Annotated in this window: 20 protein-coding genes; 18 read left to right on the top strand and 2 right to left on the bottom strand. The window is 45.8% G+C overall.

Translation table 11 applies throughout. The features are described from left to right. The first annotated feature begins 35 nt into the window (after nucleotides 1-35). The 6 genes from BM367_RS00815 (at nucleotide 36) to BM367_RS00790 (ending at nucleotide 6,287) form a co-directional block, all read left to right on the top strand. Nucleotides 36-1,145 (top strand): chorismate mutase, encoded by a 1,110-nt coding sequence (locus BM367_RS00815; RefSeq protein ID WP_092456373.1) that lies wholly within the window; start codon nucleotides 36-38, stop codon nucleotides 1,143-1,145. Nucleotides 1,146-1,147: 2 nt separating this feature from the next. After that, on the top strand, nucleotides 1,148-2,188 hold the full coding sequence (gene aroB, locus BM367_RS00810) for a 3-dehydroquinate synthase (RefSeq protein ID WP_092456369.1): 1,041 nt from the start codon (nucleotides 1,148-1,150) through the stop codon (nucleotides 2,186-2,188). Nucleotides 2,189-2,251: 63 nt separating this feature from the next. Next, nucleotides 2,252-3,529 carry a 3-phosphoshikimate 1-carboxyvinyltransferase gene (aroA, locus tag BM367_RS00805; protein ID WP_092456366.1) on the top strand — a complete coding sequence of 426 codons (1,278 nt, stop codon included), beginning with the start codon at nucleotides 2,252-2,254 and terminating at the stop codon, nucleotides 3,527-3,529. 37 nt (nucleotides 3,530-3,566) lie between these two features. Then, on the top strand, nucleotides 3,567-4,577 hold the full coding sequence (locus BM367_RS00800) for a chorismate synthase (RefSeq protein ID WP_092456363.1): 1,011 nt from the start codon (nucleotides 3,567-3,569) through the stop codon (nucleotides 4,575-4,577). A gap of 183 nt (nucleotides 4,578-4,760) precedes the next feature. Further along, nucleotides 4,761-5,345: a hypothetical protein gene (locus BM367_RS00795; RefSeq protein ID WP_092456361.1), complete on the top strand. Its 585-nt coding sequence runs from the start codon at nucleotides 4,761-4,763 to the stop codon at nucleotides 5,343-5,345. A 105-nt stretch (nucleotides 5,346-5,450) separates the two neighbouring features. Next, nucleotides 5,451-6,287: a hypothetical protein gene (locus BM367_RS00790; protein WP_143103913.1), complete on the top strand. Its 837-nt coding sequence runs from the start codon at nucleotides 5,451-5,453 to the stop codon at nucleotides 6,285-6,287. A 59-nt stretch (nucleotides 6,288-6,346) separates the two neighbouring features. Here the strand turns inward: BM367_RS00790 and BM367_RS00785 are convergent, their stop codons facing one another. Beyond that, a complete protein-coding gene (locus BM367_RS00785; RefSeq protein ID WP_143103912.1) occupies nucleotides 6,347-6,577 on the bottom strand; it encodes a hypothetical protein in 231 nt (76 codons plus the stop codon). Between the two features lie 209 nt (nucleotides 6,578-6,786). On the opposite strand from BM367_RS00785, the gene BM367_RS00780 reads away from it, so the two are divergent. From BM367_RS00780 to BM367_RS00750, 7 genes are all read left to right on the top strand, one after another. Next, nucleotides 6,787-7,218 carry an RrF2 family transcriptional regulator gene (locus tag BM367_RS00780; RefSeq protein WP_092456352.1) on the top strand — a complete coding sequence of 144 codons (432 nt, stop codon included), beginning with the start codon at nucleotides 6,787-6,789 and terminating at the stop codon, nucleotides 7,216-7,218. 47 nt (nucleotides 7,219-7,265) lie between these two features. Then, on the top strand, nucleotides 7,266-7,781 hold the full coding sequence (locus BM367_RS00775) for a hypothetical protein (RefSeq protein WP_092456348.1): 516 nt from the start codon (nucleotides 7,266-7,268) through the stop codon (nucleotides 7,779-7,781). A 12-nt stretch (nucleotides 7,782-7,793) separates the two neighbouring features. After that, entirely contained in the window at nucleotides 7,794-8,753 is a 960-nt protein-coding gene (gene ric, locus BM367_RS00770) for an iron-sulfur cluster repair di-iron protein (protein WP_092460847.1), read from the top strand. 66 nt (nucleotides 8,754-8,819) lie between these two features. Further along, nucleotides 8,820-9,296 carry a hemerythrin domain-containing protein gene (locus BM367_RS00765; protein WP_092456345.1) on the top strand — a complete coding sequence of 159 codons (477 nt, stop codon included), beginning with the start codon at nucleotides 8,820-8,822 and terminating at the stop codon, nucleotides 9,294-9,296. Nucleotides 9,297-9,327: 31 nt separating this feature from the next. Continuing rightward, the gene (locus BM367_RS00760) at nucleotides 9,328-10,173 is read left to right on the top strand and encodes a DUF2249 domain-containing protein (protein ID WP_092456342.1); all 846 of its coding nucleotides are present in this window, start codon (nucleotides 9,328-9,330) and stop codon (nucleotides 10,171-10,173) included. After that, nucleotides 10,166-11,482, top strand: a complete 1,317-nt coding sequence (locus tag BM367_RS00755) for a heme-copper oxidase family protein (RefSeq protein ID WP_092456339.1) — start codon at nucleotides 10,166-10,168, stop codon at nucleotides 11,480-11,482. Before BM367_RS00760 ends, BM367_RS00755 begins: the two co-directional genes overlap by 8 nt. Beyond that, a complete protein-coding gene (locus BM367_RS00750; protein ID WP_222842546.1) occupies nucleotides 11,469-11,762 on the top strand; it encodes a metal-sulfur cluster assembly factor in 294 nt (97 codons plus the stop codon). The genes BM367_RS00755 and BM367_RS00750 overlap by 14 nt, the downstream gene beginning before the upstream one ends. 14 nt (nucleotides 11,763-11,776) lie before the next feature. On the opposite strand, the gene BM367_RS00745 is transcribed toward BM367_RS00750, so the two are convergent. Further along, nucleotides 11,777-13,330 (bottom strand): hypothetical protein, encoded by a 1,554-nt coding sequence (locus BM367_RS00745; protein ID WP_092456336.1) that lies wholly within the window; start codon nucleotides 13,328-13,330, stop codon nucleotides 11,777-11,779. 166 nt (nucleotides 13,331-13,496) lie between these two features. Here BM367_RS00745 and leuC point away from each other — a divergent pair, with 166 nt between their 5' ends. The 5 genes from leuC to BM367_RS00720 all read left to right on the top strand — a co-directional run bounded on the left by leuC (nucleotide 13,497) and on the right by BM367_RS00720 (nucleotide 19,232). Continuing rightward, entirely contained in the window at nucleotides 13,497-14,894 is a 1,398-nt protein-coding gene (gene leuC / locus BM367_RS00740; RefSeq protein ID WP_092456333.1) for a 3-isopropylmalate dehydratase large subunit, read from the top strand. Nucleotides 14,895-14,912: 18 nt separating this feature from the next. Continuing rightward, complete coding sequence (leuD, locus tag BM367_RS00735) at nucleotides 14,913-15,518, top strand: 3-isopropylmalate dehydratase small subunit (protein WP_092456330.1); 606 nt, start codon at nucleotides 14,913-14,915, stop codon at nucleotides 15,516-15,518. Between the two features lie 34 nt (nucleotides 15,519-15,552). Next, a complete protein-coding gene (gene leuB / locus BM367_RS00730; RefSeq protein WP_222842545.1) occupies nucleotides 15,553-16,650 on the top strand; it encodes a 3-isopropylmalate dehydrogenase in 1,098 nt (365 codons plus the stop codon). A 30-nt stretch (nucleotides 16,651-16,680) separates the two neighbouring features. Then, nucleotides 16,681-18,192, top strand: coding sequence for a 2-isopropylmalate synthase (locus BM367_RS00725; protein WP_092456325.1), 1,512 nt, complete (start codon nucleotides 16,681-16,683; stop codon nucleotides 18,190-18,192). 230 nt (nucleotides 18,193-18,422) lie between these two features. After that, the gene (locus BM367_RS00720) at nucleotides 18,423-19,232 is read left to right on the top strand and encodes an O-methyltransferase (protein ID WP_092456323.1); all 810 of its coding nucleotides are present in this window, start codon (nucleotides 18,423-18,425) and stop codon (nucleotides 19,230-19,232) included. Nucleotides 19,233-19,283: the final 51 nt, after the last annotated feature.

Raw genomic sequence — 19,283 nt, 5'->3', positions numbered from 1 at the left:
ATAAACAATTTGACAAACCTTTAATTTGCATTCATATGGAAAAAGTTGCAACTGCCCAGTCCATCTGGCAGAAACTTCAGCAGAAACAACCGGTAATCATTTCCGGTCCGTGCAGCGCCGAGACAGAATTTCAGGTGCTGGAAACAGCTATCAGGCTCGCCAAAACCGGCAGGGTCGATGCTTTCAGGGCAGGCGTATGGAAACCACGTACCAAGCCCGGCATGTTTGAAGGTGTGGGTACCGAAGCCCTGCAATGGTTAAAAAAAGCAAGAGAAATTACCGGACTGCCGCTGATTGTGGAAGTGGCTACGGCCCGTCATGTGGAAGAGTGCCTGAAAGAAGGCATTGATATGGTGTGGATTGGAGCTCGTACAACCGTGAATCCGTTTTCCGTGCAGGAACTGGCCGATGCGCTGCAGGGAACGACCATTCCGGTTTTCATTAAAAACCCGCTCAATCCGGATCTGGAACTCTGGCAGGGAAGCATAGAGCGGCTGAAAAAAGCCAATATCGCGCATGTTGGTGTTATTCACCGGGGTTTTTCCAACTACGGCAATACGGAATACCGCAATGCACCCATGTGGCATATTCCCATTGAGCTGAAGCGCCGCATGCCGGAACTGCCCATGTTGTGCGATCCCAGCCATATCTGCGGGCGTCGGGATCTGCTGTTTGAAGTGGCCCAGAAAGCCATTAACCTGGATTATGACGGGCTGATGATTGAAACCCATATTGATCCGGACAACGCCTGGAGCGATGCCAAACAGCAAATCACACCCGAACGGCTTGCAGAGCTGCTCCAGCAAATAGAATGGAGGCAAGAAACCACCGAAAAAGAAGCCTTTCTGAATGCCCTGGCCAAATTCCGCGAACAAATCAATCACATTGACGATGAAATCCTGACGTTGTTGGGCAATCGCATGAAAATAGCCGAGAAAATCGGGATTTACAAAAAGGAAAACAATATTACCATTCTGCAAACCAATCGCTGGAATGAGATTCTGGAGAGAGCACTGAAAAAAGGAGAAAAACTGGGTTTAAGCAAGGATTTTATCCTGAAATTTTATGATGCCGTGCACCTGGAATCCATCAACCGGCAGCATAAAGTAATGATGGATTACGATCATCCGCAGCAAACATCCTGATTATGTCATTTACCAAACTTATTCACCATACCATCGGCCAGGAGGTTACCGATTATTATGTGGGATATTCCTGGGAACAGCTGCGTGAATTGGTTCCGGTTGATCGTACGGTCTTGTTGGTAGATGAACAGGTTGCCCGATATCATCCTCCGCTGTTGGATGGCTGGCAAACATGCATTGTCCCGGCTGGAGAAGCCAGCAAAAGTTGGGATATGATGCACAGCCTGATTGATATTTTGTGCCAAATGCAAGTCGATCGCAGCTGGCATCTGGTGGGTGTAGGAGGTGGCGTGGTTACGGATCTGGTGGGTTTTCTGGCGGCTGTGTATATGCGGGGCCTGCCCTTTGGCTTTGTGCCTACCACGCTGCTGGCACAGGTGGATGCCAGCATAGGAGGCAAAAATGGAATTGATTTCGGAAAATATAAGAATCTGGTAGGTACTATTCGCCAGCCCAGGTTTGTGCTCATGGATCCAGCATTGTTGCAAAGCCTTCCCCGGCAGGAATGGCAAAATGGGTTTGCTGAAATCATCAAATATGCCTGTATTGCTGATCATGATTTGTTCGAATTTCTGGAACATCATCGCCAGCAAGCCCTGCAAGGCGATGCAGAAACCGTGTTTCATCTTATCCTAACATCTCTTGAACATAAATTGCGTATCGTAACGGAAGATCCTTTTGAAAAAGGAATCCGTCGGTTTTTGAATTTCGGGCATACCCTGGGACATGCCATCGAAAAGGTGATTGAAATCCCGCACGGACAGGCGATTAGCGTAGGTATGCGGGTAGCCTGCCAGCTTTCTGAGCAATTATCAGGATTGAAACCAGTCGAAACGCAGCGCATCAGCAATCTGTTGCAGGCTTATGGATTGCCAACCACTTTGCCAGACCTGGACTGGAATGAGGTGTGGGATTGTCTGCGTCATGATAAAAAGCGGGAGAAGGATGTCCTGCATTTTATTTTGCTGGAAACCATCGGTCAGGCTCGTATTGTGCCCATTCCTTTGCAGGAGCTGGAGCGCATGCTGCCTGTGTATTGGTAAATGATGAGAATTGAAAATAAGCGATGACATTGTTTTTATCCAAATATAGTTTTGCAGATTGAAATGGAAATAGTTGTCAGCAGTTCGATAATCGATGGCGATATCAAAGCCAATCCTTCCAAAAGTGCCATGCAAAGAGCGTTGGCAGCGGCCTTATTGGCCGAAGGGAAAACTGTCATCCGCAATGCAGGATTCAGCGATGATTGCCGGGCGGCAATGGGGGTGGTGCAGGCACTGGGAGCAGATGTCCTTGTGCACGACCAGTTGGTGGAAGTCACAAGCCGGGGTATTCATCCCCGCTCTGCTGTGATTCATTGTGGAGAAGCAGGTTTATGCATGCGCATGTTTACGCCTGTGGCTGCTTTATATGAGGGTGAGTTAACCATCACCGGGGAAGGAAGCCTGCTAAAACGGCCTATGCATTTTTTTGAAGAGGTGTTGCCCCGGCTGGGAGTATCCTGTGAAACAAATCAAGGGCTTCCGCCCCTTCGGATTCGCGGGCCACTGCAGCCCGCTTCCATTACCGTGGATGGTTCGTTGAGTTCCCAGTTTCTGACCGGACTGTTGATGGCTTTTGGTGCAAAAGCCAGCGATGCAGAGATCCGGGTGCAGGACCTGAAAAGCCGGGAATACGTGGATCTGACCCTGCAGATCATGGATATTTTTGGGGTGAAGGTTGGGCGCGAGGGATATCAGAAATTTTCATTTGCCAGAAAACAAACCTATCGGCCCACCACCTACACGGTGGAGGGAGATTGGAGTGGTGCAGCTTTTCTGCTGGTAGCTGCAGCTATCGCGGGTAAAGTTACCCTGCGACATCTTTCGAGACAATCAGCTCAGCCCGACAGAGCCATCACGCAGGCTTTGTACGACGCGGGTGCCTTCTTAATCTGGGATGATGACCGGCTTACCGTACAGCGCCATGAACTTCGCGGATTTGATTTCGATGCCACGGATTGCCCAGATCTTTTTCCACCTTTGGTAGCGCTGGCGGCTCATTGTCGGGGTATAACGAGGCTGAAGGGAGTCAACCGCCTCCTCCATAAGGAAAGCAACAGGGGCAAAACTTTGCAGGAAGAATTTAGGAAAATGGGGATTGATATTCAGATTTCCGGTGATGAAATGCTCATTAAGGGAGGCAAAATTAAGTCGGCGTCTGTATTTTCCCATCACGACCATCGCATTGCCATGGCCACAGCTGTGGCTGCACTGGCCGGTACGGGCGAGATTACCGTGCAGCATGCAGAAGCTGTAAACAAGTCCTATCCGGAATTCTGGCAGCACCTCAGTCAGATTGGGGGGAAAATAAGACCCGTTCAGGCTCCCAGCATTTTGTCCTGAGAGCAGCATTCTCAATTTTAACCTTGATGGAGGAAATATGAATAGCTTCGGAAGGATATTTCGGATTTCCATATTTGGTGAATCGCATGGGCCCGGAGTAGGGATTGTGGTGGATGGCTGTCCAGCGGGTATTCCCTTGTGTGTGGATGATTTCATGCCGGATATTGCCCGCCGCAAGGCCGGCGCCAAAGGTACCACGCCCCGGCAGGAGGCGGATCTGCCCATTCTTCAATCAGGTGTTTTTCAGGCGCATACCACCGGATCACCTATCATGATCTGGTTTGAAAATCAGAATACCCGATCGGCTGATTACGAAAAACAGCGGGATGTTCCTCGCCCGGGGCATGCCGATTTTGTAGCAAGGATCAAATACGGCGGATACGAAGATTACCGAGGAGGCGGGCATTTCAGCGGTCGCCTGACATTACCTCTGGTGGCTGCCGGTGTGATTGCCAAAAAGATTCTCCAACAGGGCACTCCACCCGTGGACGTGCAGGCGCGTATTCTGGAAATTGGTGGCGAGGTTGATCCGGAAAAAGGATTGGAAAAAGCCATAGCAGCCAAGGATTCGATTGGCGGCATTGTGGAATGTGTGGCCACGGGCCTTCCTATAGGATTGGGCGAACCTTTTTTTGATTCGGTAGAGTCATTGCTTGCCCATGCGGTATTTTCCATTCCGGCTATTAAAGGTATTGAATTTGGTGCCGGATTTCGGGCAGCGCGGATGTTCGGCAGTGAACACAATGATGCCATTCTCGATGCCAGTGGTAAAACTGCTACCAATCATGCAGGTGGGGTGGTGGGCGGACTCACCAATGGCAATCCGCTTGTTTTTCGCGTGGTGGTAAAACCCACATCTTCCACACCCATGACCCAGCATACGTTGAATCTGCGTTCCGGACAAGTAGAACCTTTCAGTGTAAAAGGCCGGCATGATCTCTGCATTGCATTGCGTGTGCCTGTTGTATTGGAAGCTGTAACAGCCATTGTGCTGGCCGATCTGATGTTGATAGCACAGCAGCGGCCTATGTGCTTGCCGCACGAATAGCCATTTCTCATCATGTTACTAAGAATGGTTTTCTGATTCGTTTCCCTTTCATTTAATGTATGTCCTTTGATTTATCCTGCCTGATAAATATTTCCTCCTGATTCCATTCTGGCATGGTTGTTGGTTTTTAATTGTTAGTTTTCATTTTGTTTCTTCATTATTTCACCTAAAAACCTATGTACTATGAAAAGGAATTTGCAAATGCTGGCTTTTCTGATGATGGGTTGCGCGATGGCTACCTTGAGTTATGCTCAGGTGAATGTAGGTGTACAAACAGCTACTCAGGCTGCCGCTCATGCAGCTATGCCGGCAACCCAGTCAATTACGCATGAGGCTACTCAGGCTGCTACGCAAACAGCTCATGCTGCAGCGCAAACTGCACAAAGTACTACCACAGCTTTAAACGGGAATGCTGCAACAGCTATATCAGCTTCCGGTGGCATGGCTGCTAATGGCCTTAACACGGCTGCACAAGCCGAAGCCAAACAAAGCACGCAGGTAAATGCCTCCTCGCATGCGCTGGTCAAACATGAAAGGAAAATGGCTCGTAGAGCTGCACAAGAAGCCCGTAAGCAAGCAAAGAAAGCCCAAAAAGCTGCCAACAGCACCCAGATATCGGCTTCCGGCTCTGTGCAGGGCGAAACCCATGCAAATGCATCATCTATCCAAACTCAACAGCAGGGTAAAACCCAGGTACAGGCCAAAGCTGGCAACAATGAGGTGAAAGTATCCGGTGAGACCCAGGCCAAGGGAAATATCCATCAGTAATTTTTAACCACAGGATCGGGACCTGCCTGCCAGTAGGCAAGTCACTTCCCGATCCTTTTTTACTTCACTCCTGCCTGCCGGCAGGCAGGTTCAAAATCTTATTCCATGTGGAGAAGGATATCCGGTATTCTGTTCATTTCCTTTATGCTTTGCCGGCCAGCCTCGGCACAAACCACTGATTCAACTTCTGCATTGAAACTGCATGCAGGTATTACCTATCTTTCCCAATTCACTTATGGTGGTCGGCGTGATTCCACCTCCATGGCTTATTGGATGCCTTCCCTTACACTTACTTCAAAACCCGGATTTTTCCTGAGTATGCTCAGCTATCTGCACGCTGGCCAGCAAGGAAAAACCTGGGAAGGAATCAGTCTCACACCCGGCTATGTATGGCATGCAAGCAAAAGAATCTCCGTTATTTTTTCATACAGCCAGTACTGGATGGACACAGCACAGGCCGATCTGCTTTCGTCACTCAAAGGAATTGGTGATATCAATCTCATGTATACTTCTCCACATATTGAAACATCATTGGAAACGAGTTATGTAATAAGCACAGATTCGCATGACTGGCTCAATCAGCTCCAAATAGGCATTCCCCTCACATTGTTGCATAAGCCAGTGTTTATATGTAAACCTGTTGTAGCTTTGGATGCAGGCACACAAACTTTTTATAAAACATATTACACCAAAACCCTTCGGCAATCCTCTTTGGTACCCGATTTACCACTGCAGGAAATCACTGAGCAGCAACAAAAAGCCGTGAAACAATACCAGTTGTTATCCCTGGAACTTCATCTACCGTTATCCGTGAAACTTTCTCAGTGGGAAGCTTCCTTTACACCCTACTGGATATTTCCAACCCATACTCCCGGTTTTACTCATCAGGAATCAGAATCTTTCTTCTTTTTCACAGCTCAGCTCATGTATCATTTTCGGTAAGATATTTTGATGTAAATAAAAAAATGTGCATGGCAATTTTGCCATGCACAGGTAGCTGCTCAAATACCAGGTGGTGTGGTACTACCAGTGTCCACCTGGATGGCGGGAGTATCCGTTTTTTCACCCGCAGTATCAGTTCCTGAGGTAGAATCAGCATGAGCAGGAACCGTATCCACTACGGCTGAGGCGGATAATGATTGCGATGAACCCGTGGTGGGCGAGGGGCGGAAGGCCATCAGCATGAGGCCTGCAGCGGCAAATAGCATCGCTGCCATCATCATCTTTCTCATAGCATATGTTTTTAAGTGAAACCATTGACAATTTGATAACAAACATCATGCTCGAATTTGCCATATACTTTTAGCATTTAAAATTTATCATCTGTTTGAAATATTGCTTGTTCCATAGACATGTCAAATGAATGTTAAATCATATTATAGACAAAAAACTCTTTTATTTATTATTTTTAATTTTATAACTTTGCTACAAATCAAATCACATGATTTTTTCCAAAAGCTGTGAATATGCAATTCGGGCAGTTATTTTTATTGCTCATCAAAGCAGGAATGGAAAAAAGGTAAGCATACGAGAAGTTGCCAAAGGAATTGATTCGCCTGTGCATTTTATCGCTAAGATTCTGCAGTTTCTTAGCAAGCGGAATATCATTCAGTCTGCCAAAGGACCTAATGGTGGCTTTTATTTAGATAAAAGAGCTATGAAACAAACTTTGGAGGAAGTGGTAGTAGCTATGGACGGACCGGATGTATTTGAAGGCTGTGCGTTAGGTCTTCGTTATTGTTCGGATGCGCGTCCATGTCCGTTGCACGATGATTTCAAGCAAATCAGGGATGAAATCAGAAATTCCTTGCGATCTATGACCATTGCCCAGTTTGCTGAGGAGGATGCTGAAAAACCTGTATTGAAAAGATAAAAAATTTACTCATAAAAAAGATAAAAAGGTATTTTTATTTTTTATGTATGGAACAGATTGCAAAAACTATACAGCCGGTTTCAGCAAACAATCACAAACAATCTTTTATAACTGATGGTTTGGTAGTATTGATCAGCTTTGTATGGCTGGGTTTTTTCTCGGCCATTAGTTTTATGGAGGCACCTGTCAAGTTTCAGGCTCCTCATCTGAGTTTGTCAATAGGTGTTGAAGTGGGGAGAGTTGTTTTCCAAACATCACAAATGGTTCAGTGGATGTTTTTTCTGTTATTGTTGCTCAGCCTGTTGCGTGCAGGCAAGTTATTCAGCACATTGTGGATAGGATGGGTTGGTTTGATGCTCATCATGCTTGCAGAATCGTGCTGGCTTTTTCCGGTGCTCGACAGGCAGGCGCAGCAAGTTATTCAGGGGCATGTGTTACCCATGACAACCATTCATTGGGTATTTGTTGGGACTGAGTTGCTGAAAATTCCTTGTTTGCTTTTTCTCGGATGGAAAACCATGAAAATTTTTTCTGTTTCATCAAAATATATGGTTTCACATTAAACATTGATCATTATGGCACACACGCACCAATTGGATGTTACCCAGATTCCGCCCAAGTTGAAGCATCCAACTATTTTCCAGCATTTCGATGAGCTGAAAGAAGGAGATAGTTTCAGCATTCTGAATGACCATGATCCCAAACCGCTGTATTATCAATTGCTGGCAGAACGCGGCGATACATTTACGTGGGAATACAAGCAACAGGGTCCGCAGTGGTGGGAAGTAGAAATTGGTAAAAAAAAACTTCATGAGCCACAGACGGTAGGAGCCATTGCAGCAAGTGATCAGCGCAAGGCAAATGTGTTCTTGAAATTAGGTATTGATTTCTGCTGTCATGGCAGCAAAACTCTGGATGAAGCCTGTCGGGATGCAGGTTTGCAGATTGAGGAAGTGAGCAAGGCTTTGGCGGAGGCAGAACGTTTACCGGAAGACAGGCTTCATCATTTTGATGAATGGGAGCTGGATTTTTTGTGTGATTATATTGTAAATGTACATCACAAATATGTGAGCAACACTGCTCCCATGTTGCGCGAATTAAGTGAAAAAGTTGCGCAACGGCATGGCGCCAGTCATCCGGAACTTTTACCCATAGCTCAGCATGTGGCTGCATTGACATCAGAAATGCTTTCGCATCAGATCAAGGAAGAACGGATTTTATTCCCGTTTATCAAAGAGATGGTAAAATGTGCTCGTGAAAACAGATCTTTTCAGCATCCACCTTTCGGTACTATTGAAAATCCGGTGAATATGATGATGATGGATCATGATGAAGCGGCGAAGCTCATGAAAGCCATTCATGACACTTCCGGCGGATATCAGGTTCCGGAAGATGGCTGTGAAAGCTATCGGTTGTTATATCAGAAACTCGATGAATTTGAAAAGGATTTATATCAGCATATTCATCTGGAAAACAATATTTTATTTCCCAAAGCCATAGAAATGGAAAAACAGAAGAATGTTGTGGCAGGATGAAGGGCAGATTTCGGGATTGCTCAGAATGAATTAACTTAGAGGAACATTGCCTCTAAACCGTTGCATATGAAAAAGAAAGTTATGGTGCATCGCGATGGTACGATGGCTTCCCTGGGCAGGGATCATCATTATGACCTGATGTTTTGCTGGCGATTGAAACAGGGAATTAAAAAAAATGTGGATCTTCATCGCTTATGGCAATATGTCCGTTATTTCTGGTTCAATCATTTACGCGAGCATCTGAGTGAAGAAGAGAATTTGTTGTTTGGCAGAATACACGATGAATTATCCACAAGAGGTTATCAGGAACATAATCAGATTCGCCGGCAGATCAGAAAGATTTTTTATCAGCAGCAGCGGGAAAAGGAAGCATATCTGAAGCTGATTGATTTGCTGATGGCACATATTCATTATGAAGAAGATGTTTTGTTCCCGCATCTGGAGAATATATTGCCCGCTCAGTTTCTTGCCGAGGTTAGCCATCCCATTGCAGATCTTCACCAGCAATCCGTGCATGATGATTATGCTGATGTATTCTGGTAATGCAGTGTAAGAACTGTGAAAACTTAAAACCATGGTTGTACATGCAAGAACCCGCATTGCTTCTATTATTCGAGAGAAGCCTGAAGCGATTAATGTAATAGCGGGATTGGCAAAACCCCTTGAGAAATTAAAAAATCCCTTGTTGAGAAAACTGTTTGCTTCCCGCGTAACTGTAGCCGATGCAGCTGCCATGGGAGGCTGTTCGGTTGAAGCCTTTCGTGAGGCATTGGAAAAAATGGGTTTTCAATGGGTGGATGATCAGGAGATCAGAATAGAGCCATCGTTGCATGATATACCGCCTTGGCTTAAACAGATACAGGAACAGCAGGTTGTGCACATGGATGTGCGTGAAACACTGCAACAGGGAAAAGATCCTTTGCAGGATATTTTAAAAGCATATGAAAAAATACAACCAGGCGGCATCTTATGCATCATCAACACTTTTGAGCCTGTGCCTCTCATCCAGCTTTTAGGCAAGAAAGGAGCAGAGTCACACACCATTGCCAAATCGCAGGATTTGTTTTACACCTATTTTCTGAAACCCGCATCAGCATCTGTTGATCTGTTGCAAACGGATGATGACACACCGGCTGTAATCTACTGCAATCAACAGAAATGGGAAGAATTATTGCAGCAATATCCGGAACATAAACGTCGGTTTCTTGACGTGCGCGCACTGGAGATGCCACAACCGATGCAAACAATTCTGGCTGCATTACCTGACCTGAAGCCCGGGGATGCCTTGCTGGTACAGCACAAGCGGGTACCGGTGTATTTGCTGGAAGAATTGCATGATGCACATTATCGTACGTACATTTATAAAATTTCTGAAACGGAAGTGTGGTTGCTGATTGTGCAAATAGCTAAAAATGGCTGATATCAACATAGGAAAAGCACCCAGGAATTATGCCGTATTGCCTTTTTATGCAGGTGGTGCTTTCTTTTTGCTGTGCATCGCTTTGGCTTTATTATGGGTAGTGCCTGAATTAAACGGACATTATGCTGCACCACATATCGTGGCATTGGTACACATGTTTACCGTGGGATGGGCAAGCATGATTATGATGGGCGCCACTTATCAGCTGTTGCCGGTAATATGTGAACATGATTTGTTCAGCAGTCGTTTATCGCTGTTCAGTTTCTGTTGTGTATTTGCCGGTGCTTTGTTGCTGATTAGTTCTTTCTGGTGGTTTCATCCCGGTTGGTGGATGCTTTCCGGAGGAAGTTTGATATGGATAGCAAGTGTTATGTATCTGATTAATGTATGGGCTACTGGTGGGCATTGTGACAGGCATCATATTCGCAAATGTTTTATGATTTCTGCAGCATGTTGGTTTGTATTCACCACTACATTGGGATGGTGGACAGCCTTACAGTTTGTGCATCCCGTGTCGCGCGTTCCCATACCAACCTGGTTGAAGATTCACGCTCATGTAGGCATGGCTGGATGGTTTTTGCAGCTGATTACGGGTGTGAGTACCCAGTTGATTCCCATGTTTTTGTTAGGCAAATCAAAAAAATCCTATTTGCTTAACCGGGCATTTGTGTTGCAGAATATCGGTTTGTTGTCATTTGTGGTGCTATCCTGGCTGACAGGCATTCATGCATGGATCTGGATCAGTGTAGCACTGGTGGTTGCAGGCATTGTTTTTCATCTGGCTTATTTGTATGATGCTTATCAGCATCGGGTCAGAAAACCACTTGATTTGCAAATGAAACATAGTGTATTGTCATTTTTATTTTTGGTATTTGCCATAACTTCTATTCCTGTTGTGTATGATCGTGATCATCAATGGAGCATGATATATGGCATGCTGTTGCTGATGGGTTGGGTAAGCAGTTTAATTTTAGGTCAAACATTCAAAACCTTGCCCTTTATTGTGTGGAATGACCGATACAAACAATGGAACGGTAAGTTTAAAGTGCCCCTGCCCAGGCAGCTGTATGCAGAATGGCGACTGCAATGGCAGTTTAGATTATACCTTGCATCATTGCTGTTGTTGTTTGCAGGTGTATTGTTGCAGAATCGTGTGCTGGATTATGCAGGTAGTTTGTGTTGGCTGGGTATGAGTTTATGCTATGGGTGGAATGTAATACAGATTTTGTTTCATCGCGTACAAATTCCCGAACATGCTGGAATTGTCCATACAAGATCCCCACTTCAACGAGAAAATGTTGGCCATTGATGCCCTGCATCAGGTCATAGATCCGGAGTTGTTTGTGAATATTATTGATTTGGGTTTGGTGTATGATCTTGATTTTTCACAGTCCGATCGGCTGGTGATTACGATGACTTTCTCCACACCTCATTGCCCCCTGGGCGAAGCTATTGAAGCGGGTATTCATCATGTACTGGCACCTCTTTTTCCGGATAGAAAAATTGAAGTCAATATTGTTTGGGAGCCTCCGTGGGATTTCAGTATGATGACCGATGAAGGCAGGAGGCAATTGGGTATCGAAGAATAATCAGAAAGTAAAAACTAATATCTGGGAATCCGTTTGATGAATTTTTCACGAATGATATCCTGCACGGTTTGCCCGGTGATTTTACTCTCCAGCCAGGAAATAATATCCAGATAAAGAAACGAACGTTTCTCATACGGATTTTTAGAGATGGCAAGCAAACGATCTTTTAGCTCTGCAAAAGCCTGCTTGAGTTCCCTGGGATGGGCATATACATTTTTACGCAGGAAACGAATAATTTCCTGCATCACTTCGCTCAGGTCTTTGTTTTTGGCAATGAAATGATATACAGATTTCACAAGATATTCCACCAATGTATAATTCTCCAGTTCATAATGCGCAATCAGATGCAGAATGCGTGCAAAGCACTGCAAATCAGCATGCAAATCGCCCACTTTCAGGTGAATAATTTTATTGAGATATACTATTGTATTTTCATTGTCACCACTTCCAAAATACAGGCAGGCAATTTTGTAATAAAACACCATGATGCGATGCTGATCCAGCCTGTCGTGATATTGTTCAATGCCCTGAATGATTTCAGGAACCCATTTAAGACCTTCGGTAAAAGTGCCCTCCAGAAAATGTTTGTTGATGCGAGCAGTATATAAATAGGCAAAAGCAGAAGTAAGCGTATTATCATCAAATTGGGATTGATATGTTGTAATCACTTGTTCCAGCTTTTCGAGATCCGTTACATATCGTTCATAATAGTTGTTGTAAAAATGAGCATTCAGCAAATTGTTCATCCCTTTCAGATATAGTCCCATATCGGTTTCCAGCAGGGCGGGATGTTGATGGAAGATGTCCACCCACTTTTGTGCATATCTGAAATAATGAATAAAATCTTGCAGCGTATAATAATACCAGCTATAGGCCTGATAATAATACAGTTGTTCATACAGGCTCAGCCGGGATGGATCGATATGGCGAGTAGCAGCCTGAAAAAAATCGCTCAATGTACGGGCATCATGTTCATTACGGGCATGGCCAATCCGCAAATAAAGTCCATAAATCTGCAAAGCCAGGTTCGACAGATAACTGAGGTTGGCAATCTGCTTGCTGAGCTGATTAGACTCATCGCGCAGGCGTGCAGCCCGATGTTCAATATCATGCATGATATGCCTGGATTCAATAACTTTTTCAAATTCCAGCACTTCCTGCCAGAGCAGCAATTCATGGCGCTTGCGGGCTTGCTCTTTTACCTTGTTCAGCATTTTTAAGCTTTGCTGGTACAATCCCTTATCAAACAATACCCTGGCGAAATCGTATTGCTCGCGCAATTCCAGCAAAGGATCTTTTTGTTTGTACAGCAATCGCAGGCTGGTAAGCAAATGTTTGTATAAATGTGCTTTTAAATTGGATAATTGCGATTTGCGAATGGTTGGAATCTTCTGCAAAATCACCCGTTCATCATAGTGTTGCATTTTATCCAGCACATCGAACAATTTCACAAACAACAAATCTTCCTTTGTTTTCCGGCTTTTGAGATACAGCTGAAAATAGCGTTTCTCAGCCTTGGTAAGGGTTTTGATCAGCTGGAATAGGGCGTCGTTTATCTGGTTAGGCATCGGAGAGAATGTTTTACATCTTGTTGATAATCAATAATTTGATTTTTTATTGCAAAATGTAAATATCGTAATTTCGCACAAATCAAATTCCGGCATACCCGGCGGGCATTGTAGGTTTGAACTTGCAGGAGAATACTTGTTTTGTTTTAGTAAAAGGCAGGAGGTTATGGGAAAAACCTTGTTCGATAAAATCTGGGATGCGCATGTGGTGCAGCGCAAAGAAGGGCATCCCGATGTATTGTATATCGACACGCATTTTATTCATGAAGTGACGAGTCCGCAAGCTTTCGATGGGCTTCGTCGTCGCGGGATTCGTGTGCGCAGGCCCGATCGTACGTTTGCTACGGCTGATCACAATGTGCCCACCCTGAATCAGCATTTGCCCATTCGCGAAGAACTCTCGCGCCGGCAGGTGGAAATGTTGACGCGAAATTGTGAAGAATTTGGCATTGAATTATACGGCCTGGGGCATCCTTTTCAGGGCATTGTGCATGTGATCGGACCAGAGCTGGGCATCACGCAACCAGGCATGACCATTGTATGTGGTGACAGCCATACATCCACCCATGGCGCTTTTGGCACTATTGCTTTTGGGATTGGCACTTCTGAAGTGGAGCAAGTACTGGCTACTCAATGCATTTTGCAGTATAAACCACGCAAAATGCGCATCACCATTGATGGTCAGTTGAAAAAAGGCGTGGTTTCCAAAGATATCATCCTGTACATCATTTCCCGGATTTCAGCATCAGGCGCCACGGGTTATTTTGTGGAATATGCCGGTTCAACGATTCGTAGCCTGAGTATGGAAGCGCGCATGACCATTTGCAATATGAGCATTGAAATGGGAGCCCGTGGCGGTATGATAGCTCCTGACGAAACCACCTTTGCCTATATTCAGGGGCGGCGTTTTGCGCCGAAAGGGGCCGACTGGGAACGGGCGTTGGCCTACTGGAAAACGCTGTATTCCGATCCGGACGCCGTGTTTGACAAGAAATTGCATTTTGATGCAGCCGATATCGAACCCATGATTACTTATGGTACCAACCCGGGCATGGGTATCAAAATCACCGAAACGATTCCCACGCCCGTCCAGGTTGCTGAAAAAGAAAGAGCCTCGTTTGAACGAGCTTTGCACTACATGGGGCTGCAGCCGGGCACTCGCCTGCTCAATCAGCCGGTGGATTATGTTTTCATTGGCAGCTGCACCAATTCAAGAATTGAAGATCTGCGCATGGTAGCCAATTTTGTGAAAGGCAAAAAGAAGGCTCCCAACGTGGAAGTATGGGTTGTGCCCGGTTCAAAGCAGGTAGAGGCGCAGGCGCGGAAGGAAGGAATCGACCGCATCTTTGAAGAAGCCGGCTTTCAGTTGCGTGGTCCGGGATGCTCGGCCTGCCTGGGCATGAATGAAGATAAAATTCCACCCGGAAAATATTGCGTGTCCACTTCCAACCGCAATTTTGAAGGCCGACAGGGGCCGCAGGCCCGTACTTTTCTCGCCAGCCCACTCACGGCAGCAGCAGCAGCCATTACCGGTAAAATCGTGGATGTACGCGAATTTCTGTAATCCCAAAATCTATCACACATGAGCAAACGTACCATTCAACATATTGTTTCCACAGCTGTTCCATTACCCATTGAAAATATTGACACCGATCAAATTATTCCGGCTCGTTTCCTGAAAGCCACTACCCGCGAAGGTTTTGGCAAAAATCTGTTTCGCGACTGGCGCTATGAAAACGATGATGAATCCCGACCGAAAAAAGATTTTGTGCTGAACAATCCTGTTTACGGAGGTTGCATTCTGGTAGCCGGTAAAAATTTTGGTTGTGGTTCTTCGCGTGAACATGCGGCCTGGGCATTGGCGGATTATGGCTTTCAGGTGGTGGTGAGCAGTTTTTTTGCCGATATCTTTAAAAACAATGCGTTGAATAATTTCCTGCTGCCGGTACAGGTTTCCGATGTTTTTTTACAGCAGTTGTTTCAGGTTATTCAGCAGAATCCCAAAACAGAGATTGAGGTTGATCTTCCCGGCCAGTACATTCGAATATTGGCTACAGGCGAGGAAGAACGTTTTGATATCAATCCCTACAAAAAAGAATGTTTGCTCAACAGCTACGACGATATTGATTATTTGCTGAGTCTGGACGAAGTGATTCGGGCTTATGAGCAAAGCCATGAGCGGGTTTAAATATTACAGGTTCAATACATGATATGATTCAGGTATGGCAAAACGGGACAAGATAAGCAAAAAAATTCTGGTGATTGGCGGTGATGGCATAGGTCCGGAGGTAACGCGATGGGGCAAACGGGTATTGGAAGCCGTCGCCGAAAAATATGGACATGAGTTTGTTTTTGATGAAGGTTTGATGGGACATGCAGCCATTGAAGCCACCGGCAATCCTTTGCCCGACGATACGTTGGAAAAGGCCAGAAAGAGTGATGCCATTTTGTTTGGTGCGATTGGTCATCCGAAATATGATCAGGATCCCAGTCTGAAGGTACGGCCTGAGCAAGGACTGTTGCGCATTCGCAAGGAACTGGGTTTGTATGCCAACCTGCGTCCCATTAAGCTCTTTGATGAACTGTTGTCTGCTTCGAGCATCAAGCCTGAAGTATTGAAAGGGGCCGATATATTGTTTTTTCGGGAGCTGACGGGTGATGTGTATTTCGGTGAAAAGAAAAAAGCCGATGATGGCAGTTGGGCTTCCGATCTGATGATTTATCATGCGTATGAAGTAGAACGCATTGCCCGCAAAGCTTTTGAAGCTGCCCGGCTTCGCAGAAAAAAGCTGTGTTCGGTTGATAAGGCCAATGTGCTGGAATCATCGCGCCTGTGGCGTGCGGTTGTACAGCGGGTGGCAGCCGACTATCCGGATGTGCAATGCAGCCACATGTTTGTGGACAATGCCGCCATGCAGCTCATCCGGGATCCGCTGCAGTTTGATGTGATCCTGACGGCCAATTTGTTTGGCGATATCCTTACCGATGAAGCCTCGCAGATTGCCGGATCCATGGGCATGCTGGCTTCCGCATCGGTGGGCGATGGTACGGGTTTGTATGAACCCATTCATGGCTCTGCACCCGATATTGCCGGCAAAGGTCTGGCCAATCCATTGGCGTCTATTTTATCAGCTGCGCTGATGCTGCAGATAGGCTTTCAGATGCAAGAAGAAGCCGATGCCGTGCTGAGAGCCGTGGAGCAGGTATTGAAAAAAGGTTACCGGACAGTTGATATCGCAGATAAACATACAGAAAACAGCATGATTGTGGGTACCGATGGCATGGGCCAACAGATTATTCAACAGCTTGCTTATTCCTGATGATGGTGTTTCTGACAAAAGCTTCGTAACATGAATGAACAAAACCGAGTGTACGTATTCGATACCACGCTGCGGGATGGCGAACAGGTGCCAGGTTGCCAGCTCACTACTCCCGAGAAGATTGAAATTGCCAAGGAACTGGAAGCATTGGGCGTAGATGTAATTGAAGCGGGTTTTCCCATTTCGAGCCCTGGCGATTTTCAGAGTGTGGTAGAAATTTCCAAAGTCGTACGTGAGCCCGTGATTTGTGCATTGACGCGGGCCAACACCAAGGATATTGATGCAGCAGCTGAAGCTTTGCGTTTTGCCAAGCGGGCTCGCATTCACACCGGTATCGGCGCTTCGGATATTCATATCCGGTATAAATTCAACAGCACCCGCGAAGAAATCCTGCAACGGGCCGTGGATGCCGTGAAATATGCGCGGCGTTTTGTGGATGATGTGGAGTTTTATGCCGAAGATGCCGGCCGTGCCGATGTGGAATACCTGGCTCGCATGATTGAAGCCGTCATAGCTGCTGGTGCCACAGTGGTCAATATCCCGGATACCAACGGATATTGCTTGCCCGAGCAGTATGCAGCCAAAATTCGGTATCTCAAGGAACATGTTCCCAACATAGATCGGGCTATTATTTCCGTGCATTGCCATGATGATTTGGGATTAGCTACAGCCAATTCCATTGCGGGCTTGCAGGCGGGTGCCCGTCAGGTGGAATGTACCATCAACGGGGTAGGGGAGCGCGCAGGCAATACTTCCATGGAAGAAGTGGTAATGATTCTCAAAACCCATCAGCAAACCCTGGGATTGTACACCCAAATCCAGACAAAGAAGTTTTACAACATCAGCAACATGGTGTCGCGCATGATGCGCATGCCTGTGCAGCCCAACAAAGCCATTGTGGGCCGCAATGCATTTGCCCATAGCTCAGGCATCCATCAGGATGGTGTATTGAAGCATCGGGAAAATTATGAGATCATCAATCCGGAAGATGTTGGTATTCCTTCCAATGCCATTATTCTCACCGCCCGAAGTGGCCGCCATGCGTTGAAACATCGGCTGGAAAGGTTGGGATATCAGATTGATAAGCTGAATCTGGACGAAGTGTATCAGCGGTTTCTGGAATTGGCCGATCGGAAAAAAGAAGTGGATGATCAGGACCTGCAATGGTTGATGGGCCATCATGTGGATGAACATTTTCAAGACAATGCGTTGCATATTGAGCTGCTACAGGTGATGTGTGGTGAACCCTTGCAACCGATGGCAACGGTAAAATTGCGGGTAAAGGGAGAAGAAAAATCAGCCACAGCCACAGGCAATGGCCCCGTGGATGCAGCTGTGAAGGCTATTGAACAGATTATTCAGGATCATGTGAATATAGAAGAGCTCAGCATTCAGGCCATTCATGGCGGCAGTGAAGATGTGAGCAAGGTGAATATGACGGTAAGCTATCAGGGTAAAACCTGTTATGGATATGGCTATTCCACAGATATTGTAGCAGCTACCGTACGTGCTTATGTGGATGCCCTGAATAAGCTCTTTTGATCCGGGTGTTTTATCGATATGCAGCTACAGGATAATCCATTTTATTGTATGCCTATTTCAGCCTACCCGAGGGTTCAGCATATCCTTCACAGTGCTCAGGGGTGATATTCAAGCATATTCAAAAACCGTTGTTGATTTTCTATTCAGGGTACATCAAATTAAAATATTGCCAGACGTGCCATTTATTAAAGAAAAATAACTCAACTTGCTGCAGGTTTATGTTTTAGTTTATGCGATTGAGTTTTTACTGGCAATATTTTCAGCACTTATTGCATGCTAAATCGCGCTACCAGGTTCATTCTCCATGGGTGTATGAACTCATTGAAAAAGCTTTGCGCCATCCGGCTTTTGATCCATCTTGTATTCCCATAGAAAAGCTCCGCAAGCAACTTTTGCATGATCGTCGCACGATCCGGATTCAGGATTATGGGGCTGGTTCACACATACACAAACGGGATATTCGTTCCATCCAATCCATTGCCCGTCATGCAGCCAAGCCGCCTGTACTGGCTCGTGTATTGTTTCAGCTTTGCCGGATGCTGCAACCGGCGATGGTGATAGAGCTGGGCACTTCGCTGGGCATTACCACAGCCTATCTGGCCAAGGCTGCTCCGCAGGCCCGCGTGATCACAGTTGAAGGCAGTGAATCTATTGCACAGGAAGCAACGAAAAATTTTCAACAACTCCGGCTTCATCATATCCAACTCATACAAAGCACATTTGAAGAAGCTATTCCTGTCATTCTCTCCCAGCTGCAGCAACCGTTTCTGTTGTTTGTGGATGGAGATCATCGGTATGATACAACTCTTAATTATGTGCAGGCTTTTTTACCTTATTTGCATAATGATTCCTGTATTGTAATAGACGATATTCACTGGAGCCGGGACATGGCAAAAGCATGGGAAACATTATGCAGGGATCAGCGAGTAAACCTTAGTATTGATTTGTTTTTCTTAGGCATGCTCTTTCACAGCGATAGCCGTTTTCAACCCGAACATTTTCGGCTTTGTTATCCATCATTTTTTTCCTGGCTTGGTTGAAAGCAGGAGAACGGTTATGCGTGCATGGTTGTGTTATGTATGTGTAAAGAC

Origin of the sequence: Thermoflavifilum thermophilum, from assembly GCF_900116565.1 — a bacterium.
Taxonomy (GTDB): domain Bacteria; phylum Bacteroidota; class Bacteroidia; order Chitinophagales; family Chitinophagaceae; genus Thermoflavifilum; species Thermoflavifilum thermophilum.
The sequence above is the reverse complement of the archived record's forward strand: the minus strand, read 5'-3'. Positions and strand labels throughout refer to the sequence as shown.

Coding starts and splice junctions, on each gene's coding strand:
- BM367_RS00815 (WP_092456373.1), top strand. CDS start 36: ATGGAAAAAGTTGCAACTGCCCAGTCCATCTGGCAGAAACTTCAGCAG.
- aroB (WP_092456369.1), top strand. CDS start 1,148: ATGTCATTTACCAAACTTATTCACCATACCATCGGCCAGGAGGTTACC.
- aroA (WP_092456366.1), top strand. CDS start 2,252: ATGGAAATAGTTGTCAGCAGTTCGATAATCGATGGCGATATCAAAGCC.
- BM367_RS00800 (WP_092456363.1), top strand. CDS start 3,567: ATGAATAGCTTCGGAAGGATATTTCGGATTTCCATATTTGGTGAATCG.
- BM367_RS00795 (WP_092456361.1), top strand. CDS start 4,761: ATGAAAAGGAATTTGCAAATGCTGGCTTTTCTGATGATGGGTTGCGCG.
- BM367_RS00790 (WP_143103913.1), top strand. CDS start 5,451: ATGTGGAGAAGGATATCCGGTATTCTGTTCATTTCCTTTATGCTTTGC.
- BM367_RS00785 (WP_143103912.1), bottom strand. CDS start 6,577: ATGAGAAAGATGATGATGGCAGCGATGCTATTTGCCGCTGCAGGCCTC.
- BM367_RS00780 (WP_092456352.1), top strand. CDS start 6,787: ATGATTTTTTCCAAAAGCTGTGAATATGCAATTCGGGCAGTTATTTTT.
- BM367_RS00775 (WP_092456348.1), top strand. CDS start 7,266: ATGGAACAGATTGCAAAAACTATACAGCCGGTTTCAGCAAACAATCAC.
- ric (WP_092460847.1), top strand. CDS start 7,794: ATGGCACACACGCACCAATTGGATGTTACCCAGATTCCGCCCAAGTTG.
- BM367_RS00765 (WP_092456345.1), top strand. CDS start 8,820: ATGAAAAAGAAAGTTATGGTGCATCGCGATGGTACGATGGCTTCCCTG.
- BM367_RS00760 (WP_092456342.1), top strand. CDS start 9,328: ATGGTTGTACATGCAAGAACCCGCATTGCTTCTATTATTCGAGAGAAG.
- BM367_RS00755 (WP_092456339.1), top strand. CDS start 10,166: ATGGCTGATATCAACATAGGAAAAGCACCCAGGAATTATGCCGTATTG.
- BM367_RS00750 (WP_222842546.1), top strand. CDS start 11,469: ATGTTGGCCATTGATGCCCTGCATCAGGTCATAGATCCGGAGTTGTTT.
- BM367_RS00745 (WP_092456336.1), bottom strand. CDS start 13,330: ATGCCTAACCAGATAAACGACGCCCTATTCCAGCTGATCAAAACCCTT.
- leuC (WP_092456333.1), top strand. CDS start 13,497: ATGGGAAAAACCTTGTTCGATAAAATCTGGGATGCGCATGTGGTGCAG.
- leuD (WP_092456330.1), top strand. CDS start 14,913: ATGAGCAAACGTACCATTCAACATATTGTTTCCACAGCTGTTCCATTA.
- leuB (WP_222842545.1), top strand. CDS start 15,553: ATGGCAAAACGGGACAAGATAAGCAAAAAAATTCTGGTGATTGGCGGT.
- BM367_RS00725 (WP_092456325.1), top strand. CDS start 16,681: ATGAATGAACAAAACCGAGTGTACGTATTCGATACCACGCTGCGGGAT.
- BM367_RS00720 (WP_092456323.1), top strand. CDS start 18,423: ATGCGATTGAGTTTTTACTGGCAATATTTTCAGCACTTATTGCATGCT.